Here is a 23,066-nt window from a genome sequence, read left to right as displayed (position 1 = left end):
ATAGGGTCGGTTCGGTGAGGTCAGTGCACCTGGTTGGGCCCGGCCAGCCGGAAGGGGGCGACGGCCACCTCGAAGGGGCGCTGGCTGGCGGTGTCGACGCAGGTATAGGCGCCCTCCATCACCCCCACCGGGCCGTCGAGGATCGCCCGGCTGGTGTAGCGGAAGGTCTGGCCGGGGCCGATCAGCGGCTGCTGGCCCACCACCCCCTTGCCGCGCACCTCCTGCACCTTGCCGCTGCCCTGGGTGATCTTCCAGTAGCGGGCGAGCAGCTGCACGCTGTGCCCTGAGGTGTTATGGACCGTGACGGTGTAGCTGAAGACGAAGCGCTGCTCGTCGGGCGCGGACTCCTCGATGCGGAAATCCGGCGCCACGTCGACGCGGATGGCATGGTCGAGCCCTTCCGGGGTGGTCAGGGTCATGGGGCCTCTCCTTGCCCGGCCGCGGCCAGGTGGTTGGCGATGCGCACGAACTCCTCGACGCTGAGCGTCTGGGGCCGCCGTCCCGGATCGATCTCCAGTGACGCGAGGGTCGCGACGTCGATGCGGCCCTTGAGGTTGTTGCGCAGGGTCTTGCGCCGCTGGCCGAAGGCCTCGCGCACCAGGGTGAAGAGCAGTCCCTCGTCACGGGCCGGATGCGGCAGGACGTGGTGGGGGGTGAGGCGCACGATGGCCGACTCCACCCTGGGGCGCGGCACGAAGGCCTCCGGTGGCACCGTGAACAGCGCATCGACCCGGCAGTGGTACTGGGCCATCACCGAGAGCCGCCCCCAGTCGGGGCCGCCCGGGACGGCGGCCAGGCGCTCCACCACCTCCTTCTGCAGCATGAAGTGCATGTCGGCCACGGCATCACCGGCTTCCAGCAGGTGGACGATCAGCGGCGTGGAGATATTGTAGGGCAGGTTGCCCACCACCCGCAGCGCCGCCCCGTCGCCTCTCAGGGTCCGGAAGTCCACCTTCAGGGCGTCGCCCTCGTGGATGACGAAGCCGGGCTTGTCGAAGAACTGCACGCGCAGGCCGGGAATCAGGTCCCGGTCGAGCTCGATCACCTCGAGATGGCCGCCGGCCGCCTCGAGCAGCGGCTCGGTCAGGGCCCCCTGGCCGGGGCCGATCTCCACCAGGCGGTCGCCGGGGCGGGGCCCGATGGCACGCACGATGCGCGAGATGACGCCGGGGTCGCGCAGGAAGTTCTGGCCGAAGCGCTTGCGGGCCCGGTGAACCGGGGAGCGGGATGCCATTCAGGGGTGTCCTTCTAATGGTACGGAATTCGAGGGTCAGAACTGCGACTCAGGCCGTCCTGCGCTGCGCCATCTCGGCGGCCAGGGCCACCGCGACCCGCAGGCTGCCGAGGTCGGCTTGCCCCGTGCCGGCCAGGTCGAGGGCCGTGCCATGGTCCACCGAGGTGCGCACCAGCGGCAGCCCCAGGGTAATGTTGGCGGCGCGGCCGAAGCCGGCATACTTGAGCACCGGCAGCCCCTGGTCATGGTACATGGCCAGCACCGCATCGACGCCCTCGAGGTGGCGCGGGGTGAACAGGGTATCGGCGGGCAGGGGCCCGTCAAGGGCCAGCCCCTCGGCCCGCAGGCCCTCCAGGGCCGGAAGGATCACGTCCAGCTCCTCGCGGCCCAGGTGGCCGCCCTCCCCGGCGTGGGGATTGAGCCCGCAGACGGCGATGCGCGGCGCCGTGATGCCGAACCAGCGCTGCAGGTCGGCGTGGAGGATGCGCAGCAGGCGCTCGAGCCGGGGCGCGGTAATGGCGTCGGCCACCTCGCGCAGCGGCAGGTGCGTGGTGGCCAGCGCGACCCTCAGGGCCGAATCGCCCCGCCAGCCCGTCTCGCGGGCATGCAGGGCGCTGTCGGTGGCGAGCATCATCACCACCTCCTCCACCCCGCAGGCATCGCGCAGGTACTCGGTGTGGCCGGTGAAGCCGGCATGCCCGGCATCGAGGATCACCCCCTTGTGCAGCGGGGCCGTGACCATGCCCGCGGCCCGGCCGGCGCGACAGGCGTCGATCGCCACGTCCAGGGTCTCCAGCACATGACCGGCGTTGGCCGGGTCGAGCCGGCCGGGGTGCGAGGGAGCCCGCAGCGCCACGGGCCACACCGGCAACACCCCGCGCCGCGGCGCCGGCGGGGGCTCGCCGGGGGCGAGACCCCGGATATCCACCCGGCAGCCGAGCATGGCGGCACGCTCGGCCAGCAGGGCCGGGTCACCCACCGCCACCAGCCGGGCGGCGGGCACCCCGTCGGCCGCCAGCATCACCGCCAGTTCCGGCCCGATTCCCGCCGGCTCGCCGCAGGTCAGGGCCAGCACCGGCGAATCGCCCGGGACCATCAACGCTCCACGAGGCGGTTGTCGACGAAGGCGCGACTGCGGATCTCCTGGATCCACTCCTCCATCTCGGCATTGACCTTGCGCTGAAAGAGGGCCTGGCGGGCCTGCTCGCGGCTGGCGCCCTGCTGCTCCACGAAGCGGTCCACCTCGCGCTCGGAGATGTTGACGCGGCTGGCGACCTGGCGCTGCTGCAGCTGGCGCATCATCAGCTCGCGGCGGACCTGGTCCCGGACCACGGCCAGCGAGAGGCCGTCGGCCTCGAGGGCATCGGCGAACTGGTCCAGCGTCATGCCATTGTTCTCGGCGATGGCCCGCACCTGGCCGTTGAGCTCGGTGTCATCGACGCTCAGGTTGGCGTCACGGGCCATCTGCAGCTGGATCTCCTCGACGATCATGCGGTCCAGGACCTGACGACGCAGGACGTCGTCGGGCGGCGCCCCCTGCTCCTGGCGGGCGATCTGGCTGCGCGTCTGGGCGACGCGCTCCTCGAGCTCGCTGTGCATGATGGCGCCATCGTTGACCACCGCCACGATACGATCCAGCGCCTGGCGACCCATCGGCTGGGCGTCCGAGGGGCCGGCATCCTGTGCCTGCCCCGCCAGGGGCAGGGCGGCCAGGCACAGGGCCAGCGCCAGGGTGGCGATACGTCGACTGCGCATGTCTCTCTTTCCTCTCGTCATTGTCGAATGTCTCAGGGCCGCCCGAGGGCGGTGGCCCGGTAGCCCGGGATCGCCTCCTCGAAGTAGCTGTCGGCCTCGCCGCCGACGCCGCCCAGCCCCTTGAACACGAAGCGCAGGAAGACCCCCCGGTCGGTGAGGTCATCCTCGATGGTGTTCGCGGTGTCGTTGTCGTCGATCCACTCGCGCCAGACCAGCTGCAGACCATAGCAGCAGTCGTTCCACTGGACACCCGCCAGCTGCTCCAGGGCGCGGTCGTTGGTGTTGTCGTAGAGCAGCCGACCGATCAGGTCCAGGCGGCGGCTGGCTTTCCAGGCGAACGAGAGGTCGTACTCCTCGCGGTTGTAGTTGACCACGTCCTCGTCCTCCAGGGACGGGTCGAAGCCTTCGAGTTGCCAGCGGTAGCCGAAGTTCACCACGTGGCCGGCATCGGCGCGGTACTGCAGGGCCAGCGAGGTGCTCTCGGTCTGCTCGCGATGGTCGTCGTAGAGCCATTGCCAGCGCGAGCGCCAGTGGTCGGTGAGCTGCCAGTCCGCCCGGGTGACCAGCGGCGAGCGCTCGCGTGTCGCGCGATAGTAGTCCATCTCGCGGGTCTCGGGATCCGGCAGGGTATCCGGATCGCCCGCCATGTCGATGGTGCGATCCTCCAGGTAGTAGGCCTGGCCGACTCCCACCGAGAGCCGCTCGCGCCCGCTGGCATCGGCCAGCAGCCGCGACTCGAGCCCCAGGGAAACGCGGTTGAGGTCGCCCACCCGGTCGCTCCCGGTGAAGCGGTAGGGCGACCAGAGCTGGTTCCAGGAGAAGGCCTGTTCGGCGGTGTCGAAGTCCGGAAACTCGGTCTGGTCGCGCGCCGGCACATAGGCGTAGTTGACGCGCGGCTCCAGGGTCTGGCGATAGCCGCGGCCGCCGAGGTCCAGCTCCCGCTCGAACACCAGGCCCCCGTCGAGGGTGGCGACCGGCACGCTGCGGGAGAGGCCCTCGTCGCGCTCGGTCTCGCGCTCGCCGTAGTCGAGCTGGTAGGCGGTGGCGAGCCACTCGAGGCGCGGCTCCAGGAATCCCCAGCTCTCGTCGAAACGCCAGCCGGTGGCCGGCGAGAGGTGCAGCCGGGTCCCGTTAGCCGCCTCGCGAATGGGCACCTCCCTCTCGTCCACGTCACGCCAGAAGTGGGTGGCATTGGAGCGCCACTGCTGGTAGAAGCCGGTCTCCTGGCGCCAGCGGGCATTGGCGGTCAGGCTGGGCAGCCGGTAGAAGGGCTTGTCACGCTCGAGCAGCGGGTCGTCGAGCTTCTGGTAGCCCTGGGCCCTGGCCTGCAGCTGCCAGACGTCGCCACGGTGGTCCAACTGGGCGAGCCGCGGCATGCTGCCGGTATCGCCCTCGCCGAAGCCGCGCCCGAAGTCGTCGAAGTAGCGCCCGTCACTGGCCGCCCCGTAGCGCAGCTGGTAGCGGGTGCGGGCATCGAAGCGACCCGCATGGCGATAGTCGAGGTACCAGCGGGCATCGCCGTTCTCCAGCGTGGAGGCGTCGGAGGCCTCATCTCCCGCGGCGCGGTCATCGGCGATGTAGGCCCCCTCTATCTGTCCCGCATCCTGCCGGAACAGGTAGCGGTACTCGCCGCCCAGCAGCAGGCCGCGGTCGCTGATCCAGCGCGGCGTGATCGTGGCGTCGTGGTTGGGGGCGATGTTCCAGTAGTAGGGCTGGGCATAGTCGAGCGAGTCGGTGGAGAGGCCGATCATCGGCCACAGGAAGCCGCTCTGGCGGCGCTCGTCGAGGGGGAAGCGCACCCAGGGCCAGTAGAAGACCGGCACCTTGCCCATCTCCAGCCGGGCATGGGTCGCAGTGCCGACGCCGCGCTCGCGGTCGAGCAGGATGTCGTTGCCCACCAGGCGCCAGAGGTCGCTGCCCGGCTCGCAGGTGGTGAAGCTCGCCTCGGTGAGGCGATAGCGACCATCCTCGAGGCGCGCCAGGTGAACCGCATCGCCGCGCAGGCGCTGCTCGTGGGCCACGTAGTGGGCGCTGTCGATGCGGGCGGCATCGCTGTTCAACGAGAGCTCCGCCGCCTCGCCGCGCACCAGCAGGCCAGTGTCGCGCAGCGCCAGGGGCCCCTCGGCAAAGGCGGTCTCGCGACTGCCGGGCACGCGCACCCGCGGCGCCTCGAGCTGGGCGCTCCCGCGACGCAGCAGCACCTCGCCACCGAGGATCGTCTCGCCCTGTGCGCCGTAGTCGGCGCTGTCGGACTCGCTGGCGACCTTCTCGCCGGGCGGCGGCGGCAGCCGATAGTCCGGCATCACGTAGCGCCCGCGACACAGCGCGTTGGCCGGGCGCTCCTCGCCCCAGGGCTGCCAGTCCAGCTGGTCCGCCGGCAGCGGCTCGGGCGGCGCCGCCACCAGGGGCCCGCTCGCCAGGCCGGTGCAGGTCAGGCCTGCCAGGGCCGTCCATGTCCACGAGAGTCGCTTTCCCATGCTCCACGATGTCCTTGGCGGGGTGAATCGGTATTATACAGGCCGCATCCGGCCTGTCCTGCCGGCATGGACCCAGCCATTGCCGGCGCGGCCGGGAACTCAGCATGCGGGGCCTCCCGGGGGCCGTCAACCGCATCCGCCTTCTACACAAGGAGCCAGACGACGATGCCAGAGGCCACCGACCCCACGCGCACGGAACGCCTGCGCCAGTGGGCCGCCCGCCGCCACGCGCTCCCGGCATCCGCCATCGCGGTGCGGCTCGCGGCCGGCGACGCCAGCTTCCGGCGCTACTTCCGCCTGCATCTGCCCGACGGCACCACCCGCATGCTGATGGATGCCCCACCCGACCGTGAGGACAGCCGCCCCTTCGTGGCCATCGCCGAGCAGTGGCGCTCGGCCGGCCTGCCGGTGACGGCCCTGCATGGCGTGGACCTGGCAGAGGGCTTCATCGAACTCGACGACCTGGGCGACACCCCGCTGCAGGCGTGCTTCCAGGACGACGACGCCCCCGCCACCCTGGCCTGGCACGAGCACGCCCTCGAGCTGGTCCACGCGCTGCAGAATCGCGCCCCCTTGGAGGGACTGCCCGCCTATGACGCCGCCCTCCTGGGTCGCGAGCTCGACCTCTTCCCCGACTGGTGCCTGGGGGAGTGGCTGGGCATGGCCACGCCGCCGGGCTGGGCGGCACTGCGCGAGACCCTGATCGCCGAGGCCCTGGCCCAGCCGGTGGTCGCGGTGCATCGCGACTTCGACGCCATGAACCTGATGGTGCAGGACGAGGCCCTGCACCTGATCGACTTCCAGGACGCCGTGGCCGGCCCGCTCAGCTACGACCTGATCTCGCTGCTGCGCGGCCGCTACTGCCGCTTCCCCCCGGCCCGCTTTGCCGCCTGGGTGGAGGCCTTCCGGGTGCGTGCCATCGCCGACGGCCGGCTCCCCACCGATGTCGAGCCCGCGACCTTCCACCGCCGGGCACAGGCGATGGCCGCCCAGCGGGCGCTCAAGGTGCTGGGCATCTTCTGCCGGCTGACCCTGCGCGACGCCCGCGAGGGGTACCTCGAGCGGCTGCCGCACTTCCTCGGCCACCTGGAGGACAGCCTCGACGACCTGCCCGGCCACGCGGGCCTGAAGACCTGGCTCGCCGACACCTTCCGCCCGGCACTGGCGGCACGCCTGGAGGCCGGCGCATGAGGGCGATGATCCTGGCCGCGGGGCTCGGCACCCGCATGCGCCCGCTCACCGATCACTGCCCCAAGCCGCTGCTCGAGGTGGGCGGCAAGCCGCTGATCGTCCACCACCTGGAGCGTCTGCGCGAAGGCGGCATCCGCGAGGTGGTCATCAACGTCAGCTACCGCGCGGAGCAGATCGTCGCGACGCTGGGAGACGGCGCCGCCTTCGGGGTGCACATCGCCTGGAGCCGGGAAACGGCGCCGCTGGAGACCGGTGGTGGCATCCGCCAGGCGCTGCCCCTGCTCGGCGAGGCCCCCTTCCTGCTGGTCAACGGTGACGTCTGGTGCGAGCTGGACCCGGCTGAGCTGCCCGCCCTGGGCGACGACCTGGCCCGGCTGGTGCTGGTGGACAACCCCGACCACCATCCTCAGGGCGACTTCCACCTGGACGCCGATGGCCGGGTGCATGCCGAGGGCGAGCCACGACTCACCTTCGCCGGCATCAGCCTGCTCGACCCGGCGCTGGTGGCGGACGAGCCAGCCGGCGCCTTCGCCCTGGCGCCGCTGCTGCGGCGCGCCATGGCCGAGGGGCGCGTCGGCGGCCACCACCACCGTGGCATCTGGGTCGATGTCGGCACGCCGGAGCGTCTGGCCGACCTCGACCGCCGCCTGCGGGGCTGAGCAAACCTACCGCAGCTGCTATGCTGAGCGCCTTCACCTGATGACCCCCTCAACAGCCTGCCAAGCGAGGGGCGCCGGGGCCAAGCCGGAGGGGAGGTCCTACGCCAGGGATGGCGTCGGTAGCGCCCAGGGAGGGGTTTACAGCGCCTCCCCGAAGGCTTGGTGACGGAACAGCCCCGAGCAGGCTGCCGAATAACCGAGTTAAGGATGCCTGTATTATGAAAGCCAGCGTGAAATGGACCGATGGTCGTCAATTCGTCGCCGAGAGCGGTAGCGGCCACAGCGTGGTCATCGACGGCCCCCCCGACCACGGCGGCCGCAACACCGGCCCACGGCCCATGGAGCTGCTGCTGATGGGCATGGGCGGCTGCACCTCCTTCGATGTCCTCAATATCCTCGACAAGGCCCGCGCCGACGTCACCGACTGCGTGGCCAGCCTCGAGGCCGAGCGCGCCGACGAGGTCCCCAGCGTCTTCACCAGGATCCACGTGCACTTCACCGTCAGCGGCAAGGGCCTGAAGGAGAAGCAGGTCGCGCGAGCCGTGGAGCTCTCGGCCGAGAAGTACTGCAGCGCCTCGATCATGCTGGTCAAGGGCGGGGTCGAGATCACCCACTCCTTCACCATCGTCGAGGAGTAGGCGCCGAGCGCCGCAGGATGATGTCACTGATACTGCTGAGCTCAACGAAACAAACCCCGCCAGACTCGACATCCGGCGGGGTTTCTCGTTGGCTTGCTCGACACCTGCCGCCCCTCGCTGAGCAGCTCGGCGCTTGCAGCTTGGCGCTTACAGTCGATAGACGCTCTTGGTCATCACCTTCGACATCAGCTTCATGCCCAGCTTGACCGGTGTAGGGAAGCGGGCGCCACCGGCCTCCAGCGCCAGCTGGGCGTGGTGGGCCTCGTCGATGGCCATCTGGCGCAGCACCGCCCGGGAGCGCTGGTCCCCCGGGGGTAGCTTGACCAGGTGCTCCTCCAGATGGTGGCCCACCTGCTCCTCGGTGGCGGCCACGAAGCCCAGGCTGATCCGGTCGCCCACGGCGCCGGCCGTGGCGCCGAGGCCGAAGGAGGCCGCGTAGAACAGCGGGTTGAGCAGGCTGGGGCGGTCATGCAGTTCCTGCAGCCGGGCGTCGCACCAGGCCAGGTGGTCGATCTCCTCCTGGGCGGCCTGCTCCATCTGGTCGCGCACCTCCGGCAGCTTGGCGGTGAACCCCTGGCCCTGGTAGAGGGCCTGGGCACACACCTCGCCGGTGTGGTTGATGCGCATCAGCCCGGCGGCGTGCCGCCGCTCCTCGTCGCTCAGCGGCTCGTCGTGGATCTCCGCGGTCGCCGGCGACGGCCGCGAGGGGGCGGCCGCGTGGGGGACCAGGGTCCTCAGCACGGTATCGACCTGGTGGATCAGGTTGTCGGTGCGGGAAAGGGAACGGGTCATGGCGGGTCTCTCGAGAATGCACCTGATGCGTCGTACGCCTGTCGCGCGCGGCACGAGCCGCAGGGCGCCAGCTAGCCAGCCGGCCAAGTGAAGCGACGACCGCCCATCAGGTGCATGTGGATATGATAGACGGTCTGGCCACCCTGGTCATTGCAGTTCATCACCACCCGGTAGCCCTCCTCGGCAAAGCCCTTCTCCGCCGCCAGCCTGGCGGCGGTGTACTGCAGCCGGCCGACCAGCGACAGGTCGCCCTCCTCGATGTCGTTGAGGGTGGCGATATGCTGCTTGGGCACGATCAGCATGTGGGTCGGCGCCTGGGGATTGATGTCGTTGAAGGCCAGCACCGCATCGTCCTCGTAGACGATGTCGGCGGGAATCTCGCGCTCGATGATCTTGCAGAACAGGCAATCCATGGGGGTCGTTCCTCTCGGTCGGGTCTCGGGTCAGCGGAAGCGCCGCTGGGCGAGCAGGTGGCGGACCAGCGGCCCCAGGATCAACTCCATGGCCAGCGACAGCCGCGACCCCGGCACCACCAGGGTGTGCGGCCGGCTCATGAAGGCATCCTGGATCATCGCCAACAGGTAGGGGAAGTCCACCGTGGCCGGGTCGCGGAAGCGGATCACCACGAAGGACTCGGCGTCGGTGGGGATATCCTGAACCTCGAAGGGGTTGGAGGTATCCACCGTGGGCACCCGCTGGAAGTTGATATGGGTGCGCGAGAACTGCGGCTGGATGTAGCGCACGTAGTCGTCCATGCGCCCCAGGATGGTATCGATCACCGCCTCCTGGGAGTAGCCACGATGACGCATGTCGCGATCGATCTTCTGGATCCACTCCAGGTTCATGGTCGGCGCCACCCCCACCAGCAGGTCGACGTGGCGGGCGATGTCGAGCTCGGCAGTGACCAGCCCCCCGTGCAGCCCCTCGTAGAACAGCAGGTCCGTGCCGCAGGGCAGCGGCTGCCATTCGGTGAAGGTGCCGACCTGGTAGCCGGCCTCGATCATCTGCTTGTCTTCGGCATGGATATAGTGGCGGTAGGTGCCGTTGCCGTGCTCGCCGTACTCCTGGAACAGCGCCTCGAGCCGGTCGAGCAGGTTGGCCTCCACGGCGAAGTGGGAGAGCTCGTCCTTGCGCTCGGGCTCGTCGAGGAGGAGCCGCGCCAGCTCCTGGCGGGTGTAGCGGTGGAAGGCATCGCCGTCGACGAAGGCGGCATGCACGGCCTCCCGGGCGAACATGCGCTCGAAGGTGCGCTTCACCGTGGTGGTGCCGGCACCGGAGGAGCCGGTCAGGGCGATGATCGGATACTCCCGGGACATCAGCTCGCTCCTGCCAGGGCTTCCCGCACGCCGGCGGGAATGACCACCGGACGACCGCTCTGCGGGTCGACCAGCATCAGGTTGATGCGCGCCGTGGCCACCGTCGCGTCATCCGCCTCGCGCAGGATGCGATGGTAGACGCCAATCGCCTTGCGTCCCGGCGCGGGGATGGCCGTCTCCACCACCAGGGCATCCGGCCAGCGCGTCTCGGCCTGGTACTGCACGGCGAGATCCGCCGCCACGCAGGGATAGCCGCCGAGGTCCCACTCGCGAAGGTCCCGCGACGCGAGGGCCGCCACGCGAGCCTCGTGCAGCAGCGACACCAGCGCATCGTGGCCCAGATGGCGACCATAGTTCATGTCGGTGATGCGCACCGTCAGCGGATGACGGTGCACCACGTCATCCGCGGGAAAGCTCAGTCTGACACGATCCATCCTCGCTCCTGCTCTCGTTGTGGCGGGGCCGCACGCCGTCAGGCGTCATTGCGCTCCCGGGCGATGGCCCGGTGGGCGATGTCGCGGCGGAAGAGCACGTCGGGCCAGGCGATCTCGGCCACCCCGCGGTAGGCCAGGTCGCGTGCCGCCCCGACGCCGTCGCCCAGAGCGGTGACGCATAGCACCCGGCCCCCGGAGGTGACCACTCGGCCCTGCGCATCCTCGGCGGTGCCGGCATGGAACACCTTGCAGCCGGTGGCCTCGGCGGCCTCCAACCCCTGGATGGCATCCCCCTTGCGGTAGCTGCCCGGGTAGCCCCCGGCGGCCAGCACCACGCCCACCGCGGCCCGCGGGTCCCAGTCGCAGGTACGGCCGGCCAGCTCGCCGCGGGCGCCGGCCAGGCACAGCTCGGCGAGGTCGGCGCGCAGCCGCAGCATGATCGGCTGGGTCTCGGGGTCGCCGAAGCGGCAGTTGTACTCGATGACCCTGGGGTTGCCGTCGGCGTCGATCATCAGGCCCGCATAGAGGAAGCCGGTGTAGGGGTGCCCCTCCTCGGCCATGCCGCGCACCGTGGGCCGGATGACCCGCGCCATGATGCGCTCGAAGACCTCGTCGGTGACCACCGGCGCCGGAGAGTAGGCGCCCATGCCGCCGGTATTGGGGCCGGTGTCGCCATCGCCGACCCGCTTGTGGTCCTGGCTGGTGGCCATGGGCAGGATGGTCTCGCCGTCGACCATGACGATGAAGCTCGCCTCCTCGCCCTCGAGGAATTCCTCGATCACCACCCGCGCCCCGGCATCGCCGAAGGCGTTGGCCTCGAGCATATCGCGGATCGCGGCCTCCGCCTCGTCATGGGTCATGGCCACGATGACCCCCTTGCCGGCGGCCAGGCCGTCGGCCTTGATGACGATGGGCGCCCCTTTCTCCTTGAGGTACGCGAGCGCCGGGTCGACCGCGGTGAAGCTGCGGTAGTCGGCGGTGGGGATGGCGTGGCGGGCCAGGAAGTCCTTGGAGAAGGCCTTGGAGCCCTCGAGCCGGGCCGCGCCGGCCGTCGGCCCGAAGATCGCCAGCCCCGCCTCACGGAAGCGGTCGACCACACCCTCGACCAGCGGCGCCTCGGGCCCGACGATGGTCAGCGCCACCGCCTGCGCCCGAGCGAAGGCCACCAGGCCCGCCAGGTCCGAGACGCCGATGTCGACATTCTCGAGGCCCGGCTCGCGGGCCGTGCCGGCATTGCCGGGGGCGACGAAGACGGTCTCCACCCGGGGAGACTGGGCGACCTTCCAGGCCAGGGCGTGTTCGCGGCCACCGCCGCCGATGATCAGGACCTTCATCCGCTGTGCTACCTCAAACCATGCAAGAAACGTCGCGGCATTATGTCAGAAACTCGCCCTCGACGCCGCTCACGGCTTGTTGCTGCCCTTGTCGTCCTCGTCCGGGCTGCCGGCCTGGTTGATGGTCTTCTGCCAGAACTTCATGTTCTCTTCGGCCAGCTCACGCATCAGCTCCATGGGCGAGTGGCGCATGGCCTGCTGCCACTGGTCCTGCATGCGCTGCTGCTGCTCGAGCATCAGCTTGGTGCCCTGCTCCAGGTAGCGGGCCAGAGGCAGGGGCTGGGCCATGTCATAGACGCGGATGAACTGGGCGAGCAGGTCATTGGAGAAGACCTGGGCATCGCCGTCGGCCTGTTCCTGCTCGATGATGATCGACAGCAGGATGGTACGGGTCAGGTCCTCGCCGCTCTTGGCATCCTCCACCCGGAAGGGCACCTCGTCGAGGATCAGGCCGCGCAGGTCCTCGAGGGTCACATAGCGGCTCTGTTCGGTATCATAGAGCCTGCGGTTGGCATACTTGCGAATCACGCGCACGGCGCTGCTCCTTGTTATACGAAGGGGCGGCTGCCCCTGTAGGGCTATTGTGCACCGCGACACCCACCATGCAAGGCATAGCCACCATTCCGTCTCCAACGCGGCGAGGCCCCATGAACCTGATCCTGCTCTCCCCCGACGACATCGAGAACGACCGCCTGGCCCGGGTCCGCGACCCGCGGCGCCTGGCCCACCTGCGCGAGGTGCATCGGGCGAGCCCCGGCGACATCCTGACGCTGGGCATCGAGGGGGGACGCCTGGGGCGCGGGGAACTGCTGGCCCTGGACGACGACGAGGCCCTGTTCGACGTCGCCGCCCTGGACCAGGCACCGCCGCCGGCGCTGCCGGTGCACCTGGTGCTCGCCCTGCCCCGCCCACGGATGCTGGCCCGCACCCTGGAGCACGTCACCGCACTCGGCGTGAAGCGCATCACCCTGCTCAACACCCGCCGCGTGGAGAAGAGCTACTGGCAGTCGCCGGAACTCGGCGAGGAGAAGATCCACCGTCACCTGGTGCTCGGACTGGAGCAGGCCCGCGACACCCGACTCCCGGAGGTGGTCCTGGCCAAGGGCTTTCGCCCCTTCGTCGAGGAGCGGCTGCCGGACCTGCTGGCCGAGCGCCGCGGCCTGGTGGCCCACCCCGGCATGCCGGGCGACTGCCCCCGCGCCCTCGACGAGCCCGTGCTGCTGCTGGTGGGCCCGGAGGGGGGCTTCATTCCCTGGGAAGTGGAACGGCTGCTCGCGGCGGGCTGCGAGGGCATCCACCTAGGCCCGCGCATCCTGCGGGTGGAGACCGCGGTGACGGCCCTGCTCGCCCGGCTCTTCTGACCTCGCCCCCTCGAGGAGGGCCTAGTCGTCCTCATCCGGGTCGTGGGCGACGAACGGGGAATCCTCGTCGCAGTCGGGCTCGCTGAGGAAGGTCTCGCGCACGTCGAGCAGCCCCAGGTGGCCGATGGAGCGGCGCCCGAGCAACAGCGGGTAGTTCATCTCCTCGCGGTCGCGCAGGCCGAACTGCTCCTCGTAGACGGTATCGCCCAGGCAGACATTCATCAGCACCACCGGCCGCTCGTCGCGGCCACCGGCCCCGCGCACCCGGAGGTCCCGATAGAGCGGCAGCTCCATGCGCTCGGTGAAGGTCTCGCCGCTGGCCTCATCCTCGAGCCTGAGGCGAAAGCGGACCCACTCCTCGCCATTCTTCTCGAAGGTCTCGATGTCGCGGGCGTCCAGCGACGAGGTCAGGGCCCCGCTGTCGAGCTTGGCCTTCACCTCCACGCCCCAGGGCTCCAGGGTCGCCTTCTCCACCCAGCCGAAGACCTTCTCCTCGTCGTCGGCGATGGCCGGGGAGGCAGCGCTCAGCAGCAGGGCGGCCAGCAGGGGCAGGCCGATAGGTGTCAGAGTCATGGTCTCCTCCGGGTCAGGGGCTCAGCGCTTCAGGCGCTCGAGCAGGTTGCGGGTGGCGAAACCATCCGGGGTGGTGCCGATGGCGGCCTGGAACTCGCGCAGGCCCCGGCGGGTGTTGGGGCCCAGGATGCCGTCCGGCGTGCCCACCTCGAAGCCTCGCTGGTTGAGCAGGCGCTGCATCTCTCGCACCTGGCTGCGGCTCAGCGGCTGCTCCTCCCGGGGCCAGCCCTGCACCACCCCCTCGCGGCCGGCGATCTCGTCGGCCAGGGTGCCTACCGCCAGGGCGTAGCTGGTGGCGTTGTTGTAGCGCAGGATGGCACGGAAGTTGGGGCCCACCAGGAAGGCCGGGCCCTCGGCCCCGCCGGGCACGATCACCGAGGCCGCCGCGAAGTCGGGCAGCGGCTCACCATCCAGGCTGCGCACGCCGCGTCCGGCCCAGTCGCGGCCGGGGCGACGGGTGGCGAGCTCGGTCTCGGCGTAGTCGAAACCCTCGGGGAGACGGACCTCCACGCCCCAGGGCTGCCCCGCCTGCCAGCCAGCCCGGTCGAGGTAGTTGGCGGTGGAGGCCATCACGTCCGGGATGCTGCCCCAGATGTCACGCCGCCCGTCGCCGTCACCGTCCACGGCATAGGCCTCGAAGCTCGAGGGAATGAACTGGGTGTGTCCCATGGCACCGGCCCAGGAGCCCTGCATGCGCTCGGGCGAGATATCCCCGGCCTCCAGGATGCGCAGTGCCGCGAGCAGCTCGTCGCGGGCGAAGTCGCGACGGCGTCCGTCATAGGCCAGGGTGGCCAGGGCCTCCAGGGTCGAGAAGTCGCCGAAGTTGCCGCCGTAGTTGCTCTCGATGCCCCAGATGGCGACGATCACCTCGGCGGGCACCCCATAGCGCCGCTCCATCTCCCGGGCCGTGGCGCGATGCGCCTCCAGGCGCTCCCGCCCGGTGGTCACCCGGGTCGCCGAGACGGCACTGTCCAGGTACTGCCAGATCGGACGCACGAACTCGGGCTGGGAGCGGTCGAGCTCGATCACCCGCGGCCGATAGCGCAGGCCGTCCAGGGCCCGTGCCAGGGTCGCCTCGCCGATGCCCTCTGCCCGCGCCTCGCGCCGGAAGTCGGCCAGCCAGCTCGCGAAATCCGCCGCGGGCGCCGGCTCGCCGGCTTCCACCTCGGCCACGGCATCGGTCGCCTCGCCGGACTCCGCCTCGCGGGCCACATTGGCCTCGCTGGGAGGCGCGGCCTGACAGCCGGCCAGCAGCGCCAGCAGCAGGGGGGTGGTCAGCATCCGTCTCATCGTCGCTCCTGCAGGACGTTTCCATGGTCCGCCCGATCATCGCCCAGAACCGGCCTCCAGGCCAGCCCGTTCAGCTCCTCCATAGCCGCCAGATCAGCAGCGCATGACAGGCCAGCACCACCATGGTCAGGGGCCTGCGCAGGGAGTGGTACCAGCCTGGCAGCCGTGCCCCGCCCTCCCGGGAGAGCTCATGGAGGCGCACCAGCACGAAGCCGATGGCCAGCACCCAGGCGGCGGTGAGCGGGTGGAGCAGCAGCGCGGGCCAGGCGACCAGGCTCGGCACCATGGCGAGCAGCATGCGCCGACGGAAGGGGGCCGCGCCGGGGCGTTCCCGGCACATCGCCACGCCCCACTGCACGCCGCCGAGGAAGGAGAGGATCACCGCGCCATAGCCCAGGAAGGCCCGCACGGCAACGGCCTGCCAGGCGACCGGGGCCAGCCATGCCGCCGCCACGCTCGCCAGGAAGGGCAGCAGGCCGGCCAGGCCGAGCCACAGCGCAAGGGGGGGAATCGCGACGCGCATCACGGTTCCTCCCCATGCGCAGCGACGACAGGCGCCCAGAGCGCCGCATAGCTGCCATCGGGGTCGTAGCGTCCGGCCTGGTCGTGGACGTCCAGGGCGCGCGGCCGGGTGTCGCGTCCCACCCCGGCCAGGTAGCGCCAGTTGCCCCAGTTGCTGGCCACGTCGTGGTCGACCAGGCAGTGCTCGAACCAGGCCGCGCCCAGACGCCAGTCACCGCCGAGATCATGCACCAGGTAGCTCGCCGCGTTCTGGCGCGCCCGGTTCGAGAGCCAGCCGGTGGTGGCCAGCTCGCGCATGGCGGCATCCACGAAGGGCACGCCGGTACGCCCATCACGCCAGGCACGAAAGCCCTCGCCGGGCTCCGCAAGCTCACGCCCACCGAACAGTGCTGCGCCCTCCTGCCGCGCCGCCCAGTGGAAGTAGTCGCGCCACAGCAGCTCGAAGACCAGCCAGTAGCTCGAGTCGTTGGCGCCGTGCCTGGTTTCCCAGGCATGCACCGCATCATGCACCTGGCGCGCCGAGAGGCAACCCTGGGACAGCCAGGGCGAGAGCCGGGTGGAGAAGTCGGCACCGGCCAGGCCGTTGCGGGTCTGCTTGTAGCGCGCCACGGCACCGCTCTCCCACAGGTAGTGATCGAGCCGCGACCATCCCGCCGTCTCGCCGCCGGAAAAGGCAAAGCCCCCACGCCGGTCCGGGGCCCAGGCGGCCGCCCGGCCACAGACCTTGTCCAGCGGCGGGAAGCCGCGCGGGGCACCCGCTGGCCAGTCGGGCAGGGTCACCGGCGCCGGGACGGCGCCGGGGACCGACCAGGCCCGCTCCACCCTGCGCCGAAAGGCCGAGAAGCTGGCGGGCAGGTCGTCCACCGCCATGGGCAGGGCGGCTTCATCGAGCAGCGTGCCGGTATCCTGGCGGGAAAGGGTCACGGCTCCACCCAGGCACTCGGCCAGTTGCACGGTGTCCTGCTTCTCCTCCCAGCCGGCATCGGCGCGCACCCGAACCTCATCGATGTGATGCTCGACGACCAGCTCCGCTACCGCATCTACGGGGTCGCCGATACGCACCAGCAGGTCACTGCCGCGCTTGAGCAGCTCGCCACGCAGCGCGATCAGGCTCTGCCAGAGGAACTGCAGGCGGGCCGGTCCGATACGCGACGCCCCCAGTCCAGGCAAGGGGGTCAGCCAGGCCTCGTCCAGCACGTAGAGGCACAGCAACGATTCGGGCGGCGTCGAGAAGTGGAACAGGGGGTTGTCGGCCAGGCGCAGGTCGTTGCGCAGCCATACCAGCATCCGGCTCATGGCGCTCTCTCCTGGTGCCTTGCCTCGCGGCGGCAGCGTTCGCTGCAGTGGCGTACATCCTCCCAGCAGCGCGCCCACTTGCGTCGCCAGGCGAAGGGGCGCGCGCAATGCGCGCAGACCTTGTGCGGAAGATGAGGCTTGCGGTGCATGGGGCAACCTCGAACATGGACAGCGTAAAATAATAGTACAGTATTTGTACAAATAATACCGCCGGATGCCACCTCAACAGAGTCAACGCGGGCGCTCCAACGAGAGGGGCCGCCCGAAGGCGGCCCCGCACGACAGGTTCTGACAGACTCGACTCAGGAGCCGTCCGCCCCCCCGGATTCACGGCGTGCGTTGTCCTCGGTCTCCATCCCGCTCTTCAGCTCGTGGGTCAGGGGGTCGTAGTTCGGCTTGAGCTCATCCTTGACGGTGCCCCCCCAGAGCCGGGCGCCGACGAAGTAGCCGGCACGACCGATCACGTGGGCGGCCACGGGAGCGGTCATCAGGATGAAGAGGATCACGCCCAGGGCCCGCGCCACCACCGCCACCTGGGCGAAATGGATGGCCACCGCCAGCATGATCAGGGTGGCCCCCAGGGTCGCCGCCTTGGTGGTGGCGTGCATGCGGGTCAGCAAATCGGGCAGGCGCGCCACCCCCAGCGCCGCCAGGAACATGAAGATCGACCCGGCCAGGATCAACCCGCCCTTGATCAGCTCAGTCATCGCGGGGCCCCCCGCGCTCCAGGAAGCGGGCGAAGCCGATGGTGGCCATGAAGGCCATCAGCGCCATGACGATGGCCACGTCGAGCAGGCTCGGCACGTCGGTGGCGATGGCGATCACCCCGATGATCCCGACGAGGATCGACGAGAAGAGCTCCAGGGCCACCACCCTGTCCGGCAGGCTGGGGCCGCGGAACAGACGCACGAAGGCCAGGCACAGCGCCAGGGCCATCACCGCCAGGCTCACCAGGATCACGGTCGACACGGGTGTCACCTCCTTTCACTAATGGAAAAGCTCCAGCGCCCGGCGCTCCAGTTCCGCCAGGCTGCGCCTGAGTTCCGGCTCGTCGTCCAGGAACATGGCGTGGATGTAGAGCACGCGGCGATCGTCGGAGACATCCAGGCTCAGGGTGCCCGGCGTCAGCGAGATCAGGTTGGCGACGAAGGCGATCTCGAACTCGGAGCGGGCCTTGAGGGGCATGGCGATCACCCCCGGCTTCATGTACCAGGGGGGGGTGACGATGTCGTAGGAGACCTTGAGGTTGGCCATCACCAGCTCCTTCAGGAAGAAGCCGACGAAGCGGATCAGCCGCGGCAGCCGCTGCGCATGCCCGGCCAGTGCCGGCACCTGGGGCTGGATCAGTGCCAGCACCAGGTAGCCGAAGGTCAGGCCGGCGAGCAGGTTGAGGCCGCTGAAGTCGCCGGTGAGCACCACCCAGGCGAAGCCCAGCAGCAGGTTCCAGGCGGCCCCGATCATGGCATCACCTCCCCGGCCTCACCCGGCTCTGCTACTGATCCAAGAACGGCCTCGATGTAGCGCTCGGGCGCCAGCAGCTGGCCGGCCGAGGCCTCGGCCAGGGCATAGATGGGCTCGGCATTGAGGCCGATGAACAGGGTGCACAGTGCCAGGCCGACCACCGGCGCGGCCATCAGCCACATCTCGCGCGACGCGACCGCCGGATAGGGGTCGACGTCGCCCTCCGGCGGCGTCGACTTCCAGAACACCTCGGCCCAGATCTTGATCATCGAGTAGAGGGTGAGCAGCCCCACCAGCAGGGCGATGAAGGTCACCCCGTAGGCCTGTGCCTCGATGCCGGCACGGATCACGATGAACTTGGCGAAGAACCCGGACAGGGGCGGCATGCCGGCCAGCGACAGGGCCGGGATCAGGAACAGCACGGCAAGCCACGGGTGGCTGCGATAGAAGCCGCCCAGCGACTTCAGCTGGTAGGTGCCCCGCAGCCGATGGACGATGCCGCTGACCAGGAAGAGATTCGTCTTCACGATGATGTGATGCATGATGTAGAAGACCCCGCCGATGATCGCCAGGGGGGTGAACAGCGCCAGCCCCAGGATCATGTAACCGATCTGGCTGACGATGTGGAACGACAGGATGCGCCGGAACTCGAACTGCGCCGCCGCCCCCAGCACCCCGGAGAGCATGGTGAACCCCGCCCCCCACAGCAGGATCTCGTGGGTATAGCCCGGACTCTGGTGGAAGATCAGCGTGAACACCCGGTACAGCGCATAGACCCCGACCTTGGTCAGCAGGCCGGCGAACAACGCCGAGACGGCCACCGGCGGGGTGTGGTAGGAGGCCGGCAGCCAGAAGAACAGCGGGAAGGCCGCCGCCTTGATGCCGAAGGCGACCATGAACATCATCGCCAGCACATCGACCATGCCGTCATCCTCCAGGGTCGCCAGGCGACGGGCGATGTCGGCCATGTTGAGCGTGCCCACCATGCCGTAGAGCAGCCCCACCGCGACCAGGAAGGTCACCGAGGAGACCAGGTTGAGGGTGACGTACTTGATCGCCCCCTCCATCTGCGCCTTCTCGCTGCCGAGGATCAGCAGCGCGAAGGAGGCCACCAGCATCACCTCGAACCAGACGTAGAGGTTGAAGATGTCGCCGGTGAGGAAGGCGCCGGCGACCCCGGCCAGCAGCAGGTGCATCAGCGGGAAGTAGCCGTAGGCCTCGTGGCCGCGCCCTACCGTGGCCAGCGAGAAGAGCGCCACGGCGAAGCCGATGATGCCGGTGAGCACCACCATGATCGCCCCCAGCAGGTCGGCCACCAGGCTGATGCCGAAGGGCGCCGGCCAGCCGCCCATGTGCATCACCAGGATGCCGTCGCGGTTGACCGTGGCCAGCAGCCAAAGGCTGGTCAGCAGCAGGGCGGCGGTACCGGCCACGGCGACGAAGCGCTGCATGCTTCGCGAGCGCCAGAAGACCAGCGATACGGCCCCCGCCAGCAGCGGGATGAGGATGGGCAGCGCGATCTGGGGGTTCACGTGTCGGTATCCTTCATCTTGTCCAGGTCATCGGCACGCACGATCTCCCAGGCGCGACGCACCAGCACCACGGCGAACGACAGCACCCCGAAGGCGATGACGATGGCGGTGAGCACCAGCGCCTGGGGCAGCGGGTCGGCCACCGCGCCCTCGGGCGCCGTCAGGCCCTGCGGGACCAGCGGCGGCGCCCCGCGCACCATGCCCGCCGTGGCGAAGATCAACAGGTTGGCGGCATTGGAGAGCAGCATCAGCCCGATCACCAGCTTGACGATGGAGCGGCGCAACATCATGTAGATGGCGGCGGCGAACAGGACGCCGATGGTGATGGCCATCAAGGGTTCCATGGAGCCTCCTCAGCGTTCGTCATCTTCCTGATCGGTCTTTACCAGGGCGGTGATCGCCGTGAGCACCGAGCCCACCACCACCAGATAGACGCCGATATCGAAGATCAGCGGCGTCGAGGCCTTGAAGTCGATGACCGGGATGGTCCACCACTGGGCGGTGAAGAAGGGCTCGCCGACCCACCAGGCGGGCAGCGTCGCGGCCACCCCGAGCAACAGCCCCATGCCGACCAGGTCGCGGGGCGACACCTTGAGCATCTCGCTCAGGGCGCGGCGCCCGCGGGCAAAGAGGTAGAGCGCGAAGGCCCCCGCCGCCACCAGGCCGGCGATGAAGCCGCCCCCCGGCTCGTCGTGCCCGCGCAGCAGCAGGAACAGCGAGAAGAGCAGCTGCAGCGGCAGCAGCAGCCGTGCCGCGGCGTTGAGGATCAGGGTGCCCGATCTAACCATCGTCTCTCTCCCGCGACGGCGCCTGGTGCCGGGCATCGTACGCCTCGGCATGGAAGCGCAGCATGGCATAGACGCCGATGGCCGCCAGCGCCAGCACGAACATCTCGCCCAGGGTATCCAGCGCCCGGAAGTCGACCAGGATGACATTGACGATGTTGTGGCCATGGCCCAGCGGCTGGCTGTTGGCGACCATGTAGTCCGAGATCCGCGGCAGCCGCTCGCCGGACAGCACCGCGAGCATCAGCAGGGTGATCAGGCCGCCGGTGAGGTTCGCCACGGCGAGGTCGCGCAGCCGCTCGGTAGGCGTGGAGAGGGTGGCGAAGCGCGGCAGGCGGAACAGCACCAGCACCAGCAGGATCACCGTCAGGGTCTCCACCAGCAGCTGGGTGATCGCAAGGTCCGGGGCGCTGAACAGCACGAAGGTCAGGGCGATGGAGAAGCCCATGACGCCCAGCGCGGCCACCGCCGCCAGCCGCGAGCGCATCACGCAGGCCGCCACGGCACCGGCGATCATCAGGCCGGCGACCACGGCCTCGTGGAAGTAGACCGCCAGGACGAAGTCGAGCGTGAAGGTGTGGCGGAAGAAGAGCGCATGGCCAACCAGGCCCACCAGCACCAGCAGGGTCACCACCAGGTAGTTGCGGATATGCCCGTTCTGCAGCATGCGGGTCTGCCACTCGGCGACGGTCACCAGGCCGGCCATCAGCGCCTCATAGCCGGCCTCCGGGCCGCGGGCCATGAGCGGCTCGAGGCGGGCCAGCCAGGCCCGCAGGCGGTCCCAGTGACGGTAGGCCAGCAGGCCCAGCAGCAGGCTTGCCAGCGACAGCAGCAGCGGCAGGTTGACGCCGTGCCAGAGGGCCAGGTGCACCTCGGCCCCGGCGCCTGTCCCGATACCCGCCACGGTGGCGCGCACCAGGGGGTCGAGCAGGCCCGGCGCCAGGCCGAAGGTCAGCGACAGCAGGGCCAGGAGGGCGGGTCCCGCGAGCATGCCATGCGGCGCTTCATGGGGCACCCGGGGGGTCTCGCGGGGGGCACCGAAGAAGGGGCGCAGGGCGACGATGGCCGCCACGGCCAGGGTCAGGAAGGCCGCCGTGAAGGCGAGCAGCAGGATCAAGGGGCGCCAGGCGCTGGCCTCGAGCACCGACGCAAACATCAGCTCCTTGCCCACGAAGCCCAGCAGCGGCGGCAGCCCGGCCAGCGACAGGGCGGCGACCCCGGCCACGGCGGCGGTGCGCGGCATGACCCGCCGCAATCCGCCCATGGCGGTGACGTCCTTGGTGCCCGCCTCGTGGTCGAGGATGCCGGCCACCATGAACAGCGCCCCCTTGTAGAGCGAGTGGGCCAGCAGGAAGGCCACGAAGGCGACCAGCGCCCCCTCGGTGCCGATGCCGAGCAGCATGGTCAAGGCGCCCAGGGCCATCACCGTGGAGTAGGCCAGCAGCTTCTTGACGTTGGTGTGCTGGATCGCCAGGAAGGCGCCGGTGGCCATGGTCAGCGCGCCCACCAGCGAGAGGGTGATCACCCAGCCGTCGGTGCCGCCCAGGGCGGGATGCAGGCGGGCGAGCAGGTAGACCCCCGCCTTGACCATGGTCGCCGAGTGCAGGTAGGCCGAGACCGGCGTGGGGGCCGCCATGGCGTTGGGCAGCCAGAAGTGGAAGGGGAACTGCGCCGACTTGGTAAAGGCGCCAAGCAGCACGCAGACCAGCAGCGGGGTGTAGAGCGCATGCTCGCGCAGCAGCTCGCCGCGGCCGGTGAGCTCGGCCAGCGACCAGCTGTCGCCGGCCACCGCGAGCATGGCGAAGCCGGCGAGCAGCGCCAGGCCGCCGCCCACGGTGACGAAGAGCCCCTGGAGCGCCGCCTTGCGGGCGGCGAGGTCGGTGTGGTTGAAGCCGATCAGCAGGTAGGAGGTGATGCTGGTCAGCTCCCAGAATACGAAGAGCGTGACCAGGTTGTCGGCCAGCACCAGGCCGAGCATCGACATCATGAAGGCGGTGATCACCACCAGGAAGCGCGGCAGGTCGCGATGGCCGCGCAGGTACTCCCCGGAGTAGACCAGCACCAGGGCACCGATCACCGTGATCAGCATGGCGAACAGCCAGGCCAGACCGTCGATCAGGAAGGTCAGGGTGATGTCGAGCCCCGGCACCCAGGCCCACTCCAGCAGCAGGACCTCGCCGGCCGCGACCGCTGGCCACTGGCCGAGCAACCAGGCCGCCAGGGAGGCGGGCAGCAGGGCCATCACCAGCGGCGTCCGGGCCCCGAACCAATGATGCAGCAGCGGAGCCATCCCCGCCACCACGAAGCCTCCCAGCACGGCCAGTTGCATCAGGCGCCCTCCCCTGTCGTGACGGCGTTCGCGGCACCCCCGCCGCGCCACCGGTTCGAGCGATCAACTCTATAGAGACAAGGTGTT

General features: G+C 69.9%; 27 protein-coding genes. 4 read left to right on the top strand and 23 right to left on the bottom strand.

The window, feature by feature from the left end; genetic code table 11:
* Window positions 1-20: 20 nt before the first annotated feature.
* From apaG to DFP85_RS11635, 5 genes are read right to left on the bottom strand one after another with little or no spacing between them, the layout of a single operon-like run.
* Window positions 21-419, bottom strand: a complete 399-nt coding sequence (apaG, locus tag DFP85_RS11655) for a Co2+/Mg2+ efflux protein ApaG (protein ID WP_133636437.1) — start codon at window positions 417-419, stop codon at window positions 21-23.
* Complete coding sequence (gene rsmA, locus DFP85_RS11650) at window positions 416-1,234, bottom strand: 16S rRNA (adenine(1518)-N(6)/adenine(1519)-N(6))-dimethyltransferase RsmA (protein WP_133636436.1); 819 nt, start codon at window positions 1,232-1,234, stop codon at window positions 416-418. Before rsmA ends, apaG begins: the two co-directional genes overlap by 4 nt.
* Before the next feature lie 49 nt (window positions 1,235-1,283).
* Window positions 1,284-2,330, bottom strand: a complete 1,047-nt coding sequence (gene pdxA / locus DFP85_RS11645; RefSeq protein WP_133636435.1) for a 4-hydroxythreonine-4-phosphate dehydrogenase PdxA — start codon at window positions 2,328-2,330, stop codon at window positions 1,284-1,286.
* A complete protein-coding gene (locus DFP85_RS11640) occupies window positions 2,330-2,989 on the bottom strand; it encodes a SurA N-terminal domain-containing protein (protein WP_133636434.1) in 660 nt (219 codons plus the stop codon). Before DFP85_RS11640 ends, pdxA begins: the two co-directional genes overlap by 1 nt.
* A 32-nt stretch (window positions 2,990-3,021) precedes the next feature.
* Window positions 3,022-5,466 (bottom strand): LPS-assembly protein LptD, encoded by a 2,445-nt coding sequence (locus DFP85_RS11635; protein ID WP_133636433.1) that lies wholly within the window; start codon window positions 5,464-5,466, stop codon window positions 3,022-3,024.
* Window positions 5,467-5,631: 165 nt separating this feature from the next.
* Here DFP85_RS11635 and DFP85_RS11630 point away from each other — a divergent pair, with 165 nt between their 5' ends.
* From DFP85_RS11630 to DFP85_RS11620, 3 genes are all read left to right on the top strand, one after another.
* A complete protein-coding gene (locus DFP85_RS11630; protein WP_133636432.1) occupies window positions 5,632-6,657 on the top strand; it encodes an aminoglycoside phosphotransferase family protein in 1,026 nt (341 codons plus the stop codon).
* A complete protein-coding gene (gene murU, locus DFP85_RS11625) occupies window positions 6,654-7,316 on the top strand; it encodes an N-acetylmuramate alpha-1-phosphate uridylyltransferase MurU (RefSeq protein ID WP_133636431.1) in 663 nt (220 codons plus the stop codon). The genes DFP85_RS11630 and murU overlap by 4 nt, the downstream gene beginning before the upstream one ends.
* 218 nt (window positions 7,317-7,534) lie before the next feature.
* Complete coding sequence (locus tag DFP85_RS11620) at window positions 7,535-7,954, top strand: OsmC family protein (protein ID WP_133636430.1); 420 nt, start codon at window positions 7,535-7,537, stop codon at window positions 7,952-7,954.
* 147 nt (window positions 7,955-8,101) lie between these two features.
* Here the strand turns inward: DFP85_RS11620 and coq7 are convergent, their stop codons facing one another.
* The 6 genes from coq7 to phaR all read right to left on the bottom strand — a co-directional run bounded on the left by coq7 (window position 8,102) and on the right by phaR (window position 12,364).
* Window positions 8,102-8,746, bottom strand: a complete 645-nt coding sequence (gene coq7 / locus DFP85_RS11615; protein WP_133636429.1) for a 2-polyprenyl-3-methyl-6-methoxy-1,4-benzoquinone monooxygenase — start codon at window positions 8,744-8,746, stop codon at window positions 8,102-8,104.
* 71 nt (window positions 8,747-8,817) lie between these two features.
* Window positions 8,818-9,159 carry a histidine triad nucleotide-binding protein gene (locus tag DFP85_RS11610; protein ID WP_106230557.1) on the bottom strand — a complete coding sequence of 114 codons (342 nt, stop codon included), beginning with the start codon at window positions 9,157-9,159 and terminating at the stop codon, window positions 8,818-8,820.
* 30 nt (window positions 9,160-9,189) lie between these two features.
* On the bottom strand, window positions 9,190-10,062 hold the full coding sequence (locus DFP85_RS11605) for a phosphoribulokinase (RefSeq protein WP_133636428.1): 873 nt from the start codon (window positions 10,060-10,062) through the stop codon (window positions 9,190-9,192).
* Window positions 10,062-10,496, bottom strand: coding sequence for an acyl-CoA thioesterase (locus DFP85_RS11600; RefSeq protein ID WP_133636427.1), 435 nt, complete (start codon window positions 10,494-10,496; stop codon window positions 10,062-10,064). Before DFP85_RS11600 ends, DFP85_RS11605 begins: the two co-directional genes overlap by 1 nt.
* 38 nt (window positions 10,497-10,534) lie before the next feature.
* Window positions 10,535-11,830 (bottom strand): phosphoribosylamine--glycine ligase, encoded by a 1,296-nt coding sequence (purD, locus tag DFP85_RS11595; protein WP_133636426.1) that lies wholly within the window; start codon window positions 11,828-11,830, stop codon window positions 10,535-10,537.
* Window positions 11,831-11,899: 69 nt separating this feature from the next.
* On the bottom strand, window positions 11,900-12,364 hold the full coding sequence (gene phaR, locus DFP85_RS11590) for a polyhydroxyalkanoate synthesis repressor PhaR (RefSeq protein ID WP_106230561.1): 465 nt from the start codon (window positions 12,362-12,364) through the stop codon (window positions 11,900-11,902).
* 113 nt (window positions 12,365-12,477) lie between these two features.
* Between phaR and DFP85_RS11585 the strand changes: the two genes are divergently transcribed.
* Window positions 12,478-13,191 (top strand): 16S rRNA (uracil(1498)-N(3))-methyltransferase, encoded by a 714-nt coding sequence (locus DFP85_RS11585; protein ID WP_133636425.1) that lies wholly within the window; start codon window positions 12,478-12,480, stop codon window positions 13,189-13,191.
* A gap of 21 nt (window positions 13,192-13,212) precedes the next feature.
* Here DFP85_RS11585 and rloA3 read toward each other — a convergent pair whose 3' ends face one another.
* From rloA3 to DFP85_RS11525, 12 genes are all read right to left on the bottom strand, one after another.
* Window positions 13,213-13,764, bottom strand: coding sequence for a retropepsin-like aspartic peptidase RloA3 (gene rloA3 / locus DFP85_RS11580; RefSeq protein ID WP_133636424.1), 552 nt, complete (start codon window positions 13,762-13,764; stop codon window positions 13,213-13,215).
* Window positions 13,765-13,785: 21 nt separating this feature from the next.
* Window positions 13,786-15,054 carry a lytic murein transglycosylase gene (locus DFP85_RS11575; protein WP_133636423.1) on the bottom strand — a complete coding sequence of 423 codons (1,269 nt, stop codon included), beginning with the start codon at window positions 15,052-15,054 and terminating at the stop codon, window positions 13,786-13,788.
* A 70-nt stretch (window positions 15,055-15,124) separates the two neighbouring features.
* On the bottom strand, window positions 15,125-15,577 hold the full coding sequence (locus tag DFP85_RS11570) for a DUF3429 domain-containing protein (protein ID WP_133636422.1): 453 nt from the start codon (window positions 15,575-15,577) through the stop codon (window positions 15,125-15,127).
* Window positions 15,577-16,872 (bottom strand): DASH family cryptochrome, encoded by a 1,296-nt coding sequence (locus tag DFP85_RS11565; RefSeq protein ID WP_133636421.1) that lies wholly within the window; start codon window positions 16,870-16,872, stop codon window positions 15,577-15,579. Before DFP85_RS11565 ends, DFP85_RS11570 begins: the two co-directional genes overlap by 1 nt.
* The gene (locus tag DFP85_RS11560; RefSeq protein WP_106230566.1) at window positions 16,869-17,021 is read right to left on the bottom strand and encodes a DUF2256 domain-containing protein; all 153 of its coding nucleotides are present in this window, start codon (window positions 17,019-17,021) and stop codon (window positions 16,869-16,871) included. The genes DFP85_RS11565 and DFP85_RS11560 overlap by 4 nt, the downstream gene beginning before the upstream one ends.
* A gap of 153 nt (window positions 17,022-17,174) precedes the next feature.
* On the bottom strand, window positions 17,175-17,579 hold the full coding sequence (mnhG, locus tag DFP85_RS11555; protein WP_133636420.1) for a monovalent cation/H(+) antiporter subunit G: 405 nt from the start codon (window positions 17,577-17,579) through the stop codon (window positions 17,175-17,177).
* A complete protein-coding gene (locus DFP85_RS11550) occupies window positions 17,572-17,841 on the bottom strand; it encodes an MrpF/PhaF family protein (RefSeq protein ID WP_133636419.1) in 270 nt (89 codons plus the stop codon). Before DFP85_RS11550 ends, mnhG begins: the two co-directional genes overlap by 8 nt.
* Before the next feature lie 18 nt (window positions 17,842-17,859).
* Entirely contained in the window at window positions 17,860-18,333 is a 474-nt protein-coding gene (locus DFP85_RS11545; protein WP_133636418.1) for a Na+/H+ antiporter subunit E, read from the bottom strand.
* Complete coding sequence (locus DFP85_RS11540; RefSeq protein WP_133636417.1) at window positions 18,330-19,865, bottom strand: Na+/H+ antiporter subunit D; 1,536 nt, start codon at window positions 19,863-19,865, stop codon at window positions 18,330-18,332. Before DFP85_RS11540 ends, DFP85_RS11545 begins: the two co-directional genes overlap by 4 nt.
* Window positions 19,862-20,209, bottom strand: coding sequence for a Na+/H+ antiporter subunit C (locus DFP85_RS11535; RefSeq protein ID WP_106230571.1), 348 nt, complete (start codon window positions 20,207-20,209; stop codon window positions 19,862-19,864). The genes DFP85_RS11540 and DFP85_RS11535 overlap by 4 nt, the downstream gene beginning before the upstream one ends.
* Window positions 20,210-20,218: 9 nt before the next feature.
* Window positions 20,219-20,653: a Na+/H+ antiporter subunit B gene (locus tag DFP85_RS11530; RefSeq protein ID WP_106230572.1), complete on the bottom strand. Its 435-nt coding sequence runs from the start codon at window positions 20,651-20,653 to the stop codon at window positions 20,219-20,221.
* Window positions 20,646-22,979, bottom strand: a complete 2,334-nt coding sequence (locus DFP85_RS11525; RefSeq protein ID WP_133636416.1) for a putative monovalent cation/H+ antiporter subunit A — start codon at window positions 22,977-22,979, stop codon at window positions 20,646-20,648. The genes DFP85_RS11530 and DFP85_RS11525 overlap by 8 nt, the downstream gene beginning before the upstream one ends.
* Window positions 22,980-23,066: the final 87 nt, after the last annotated feature.

It is taken from the genome of Halomonas ventosae, from assembly GCF_004363555.1.
Taxonomy (GTDB): Bacteria; Pseudomonadota; Gammaproteobacteria; order Pseudomonadales; family Halomonadaceae; genus Halomonas; species Halomonas ventosae.
This window is presented reverse-complemented; position numbering and strand designations above follow the sequence as displayed.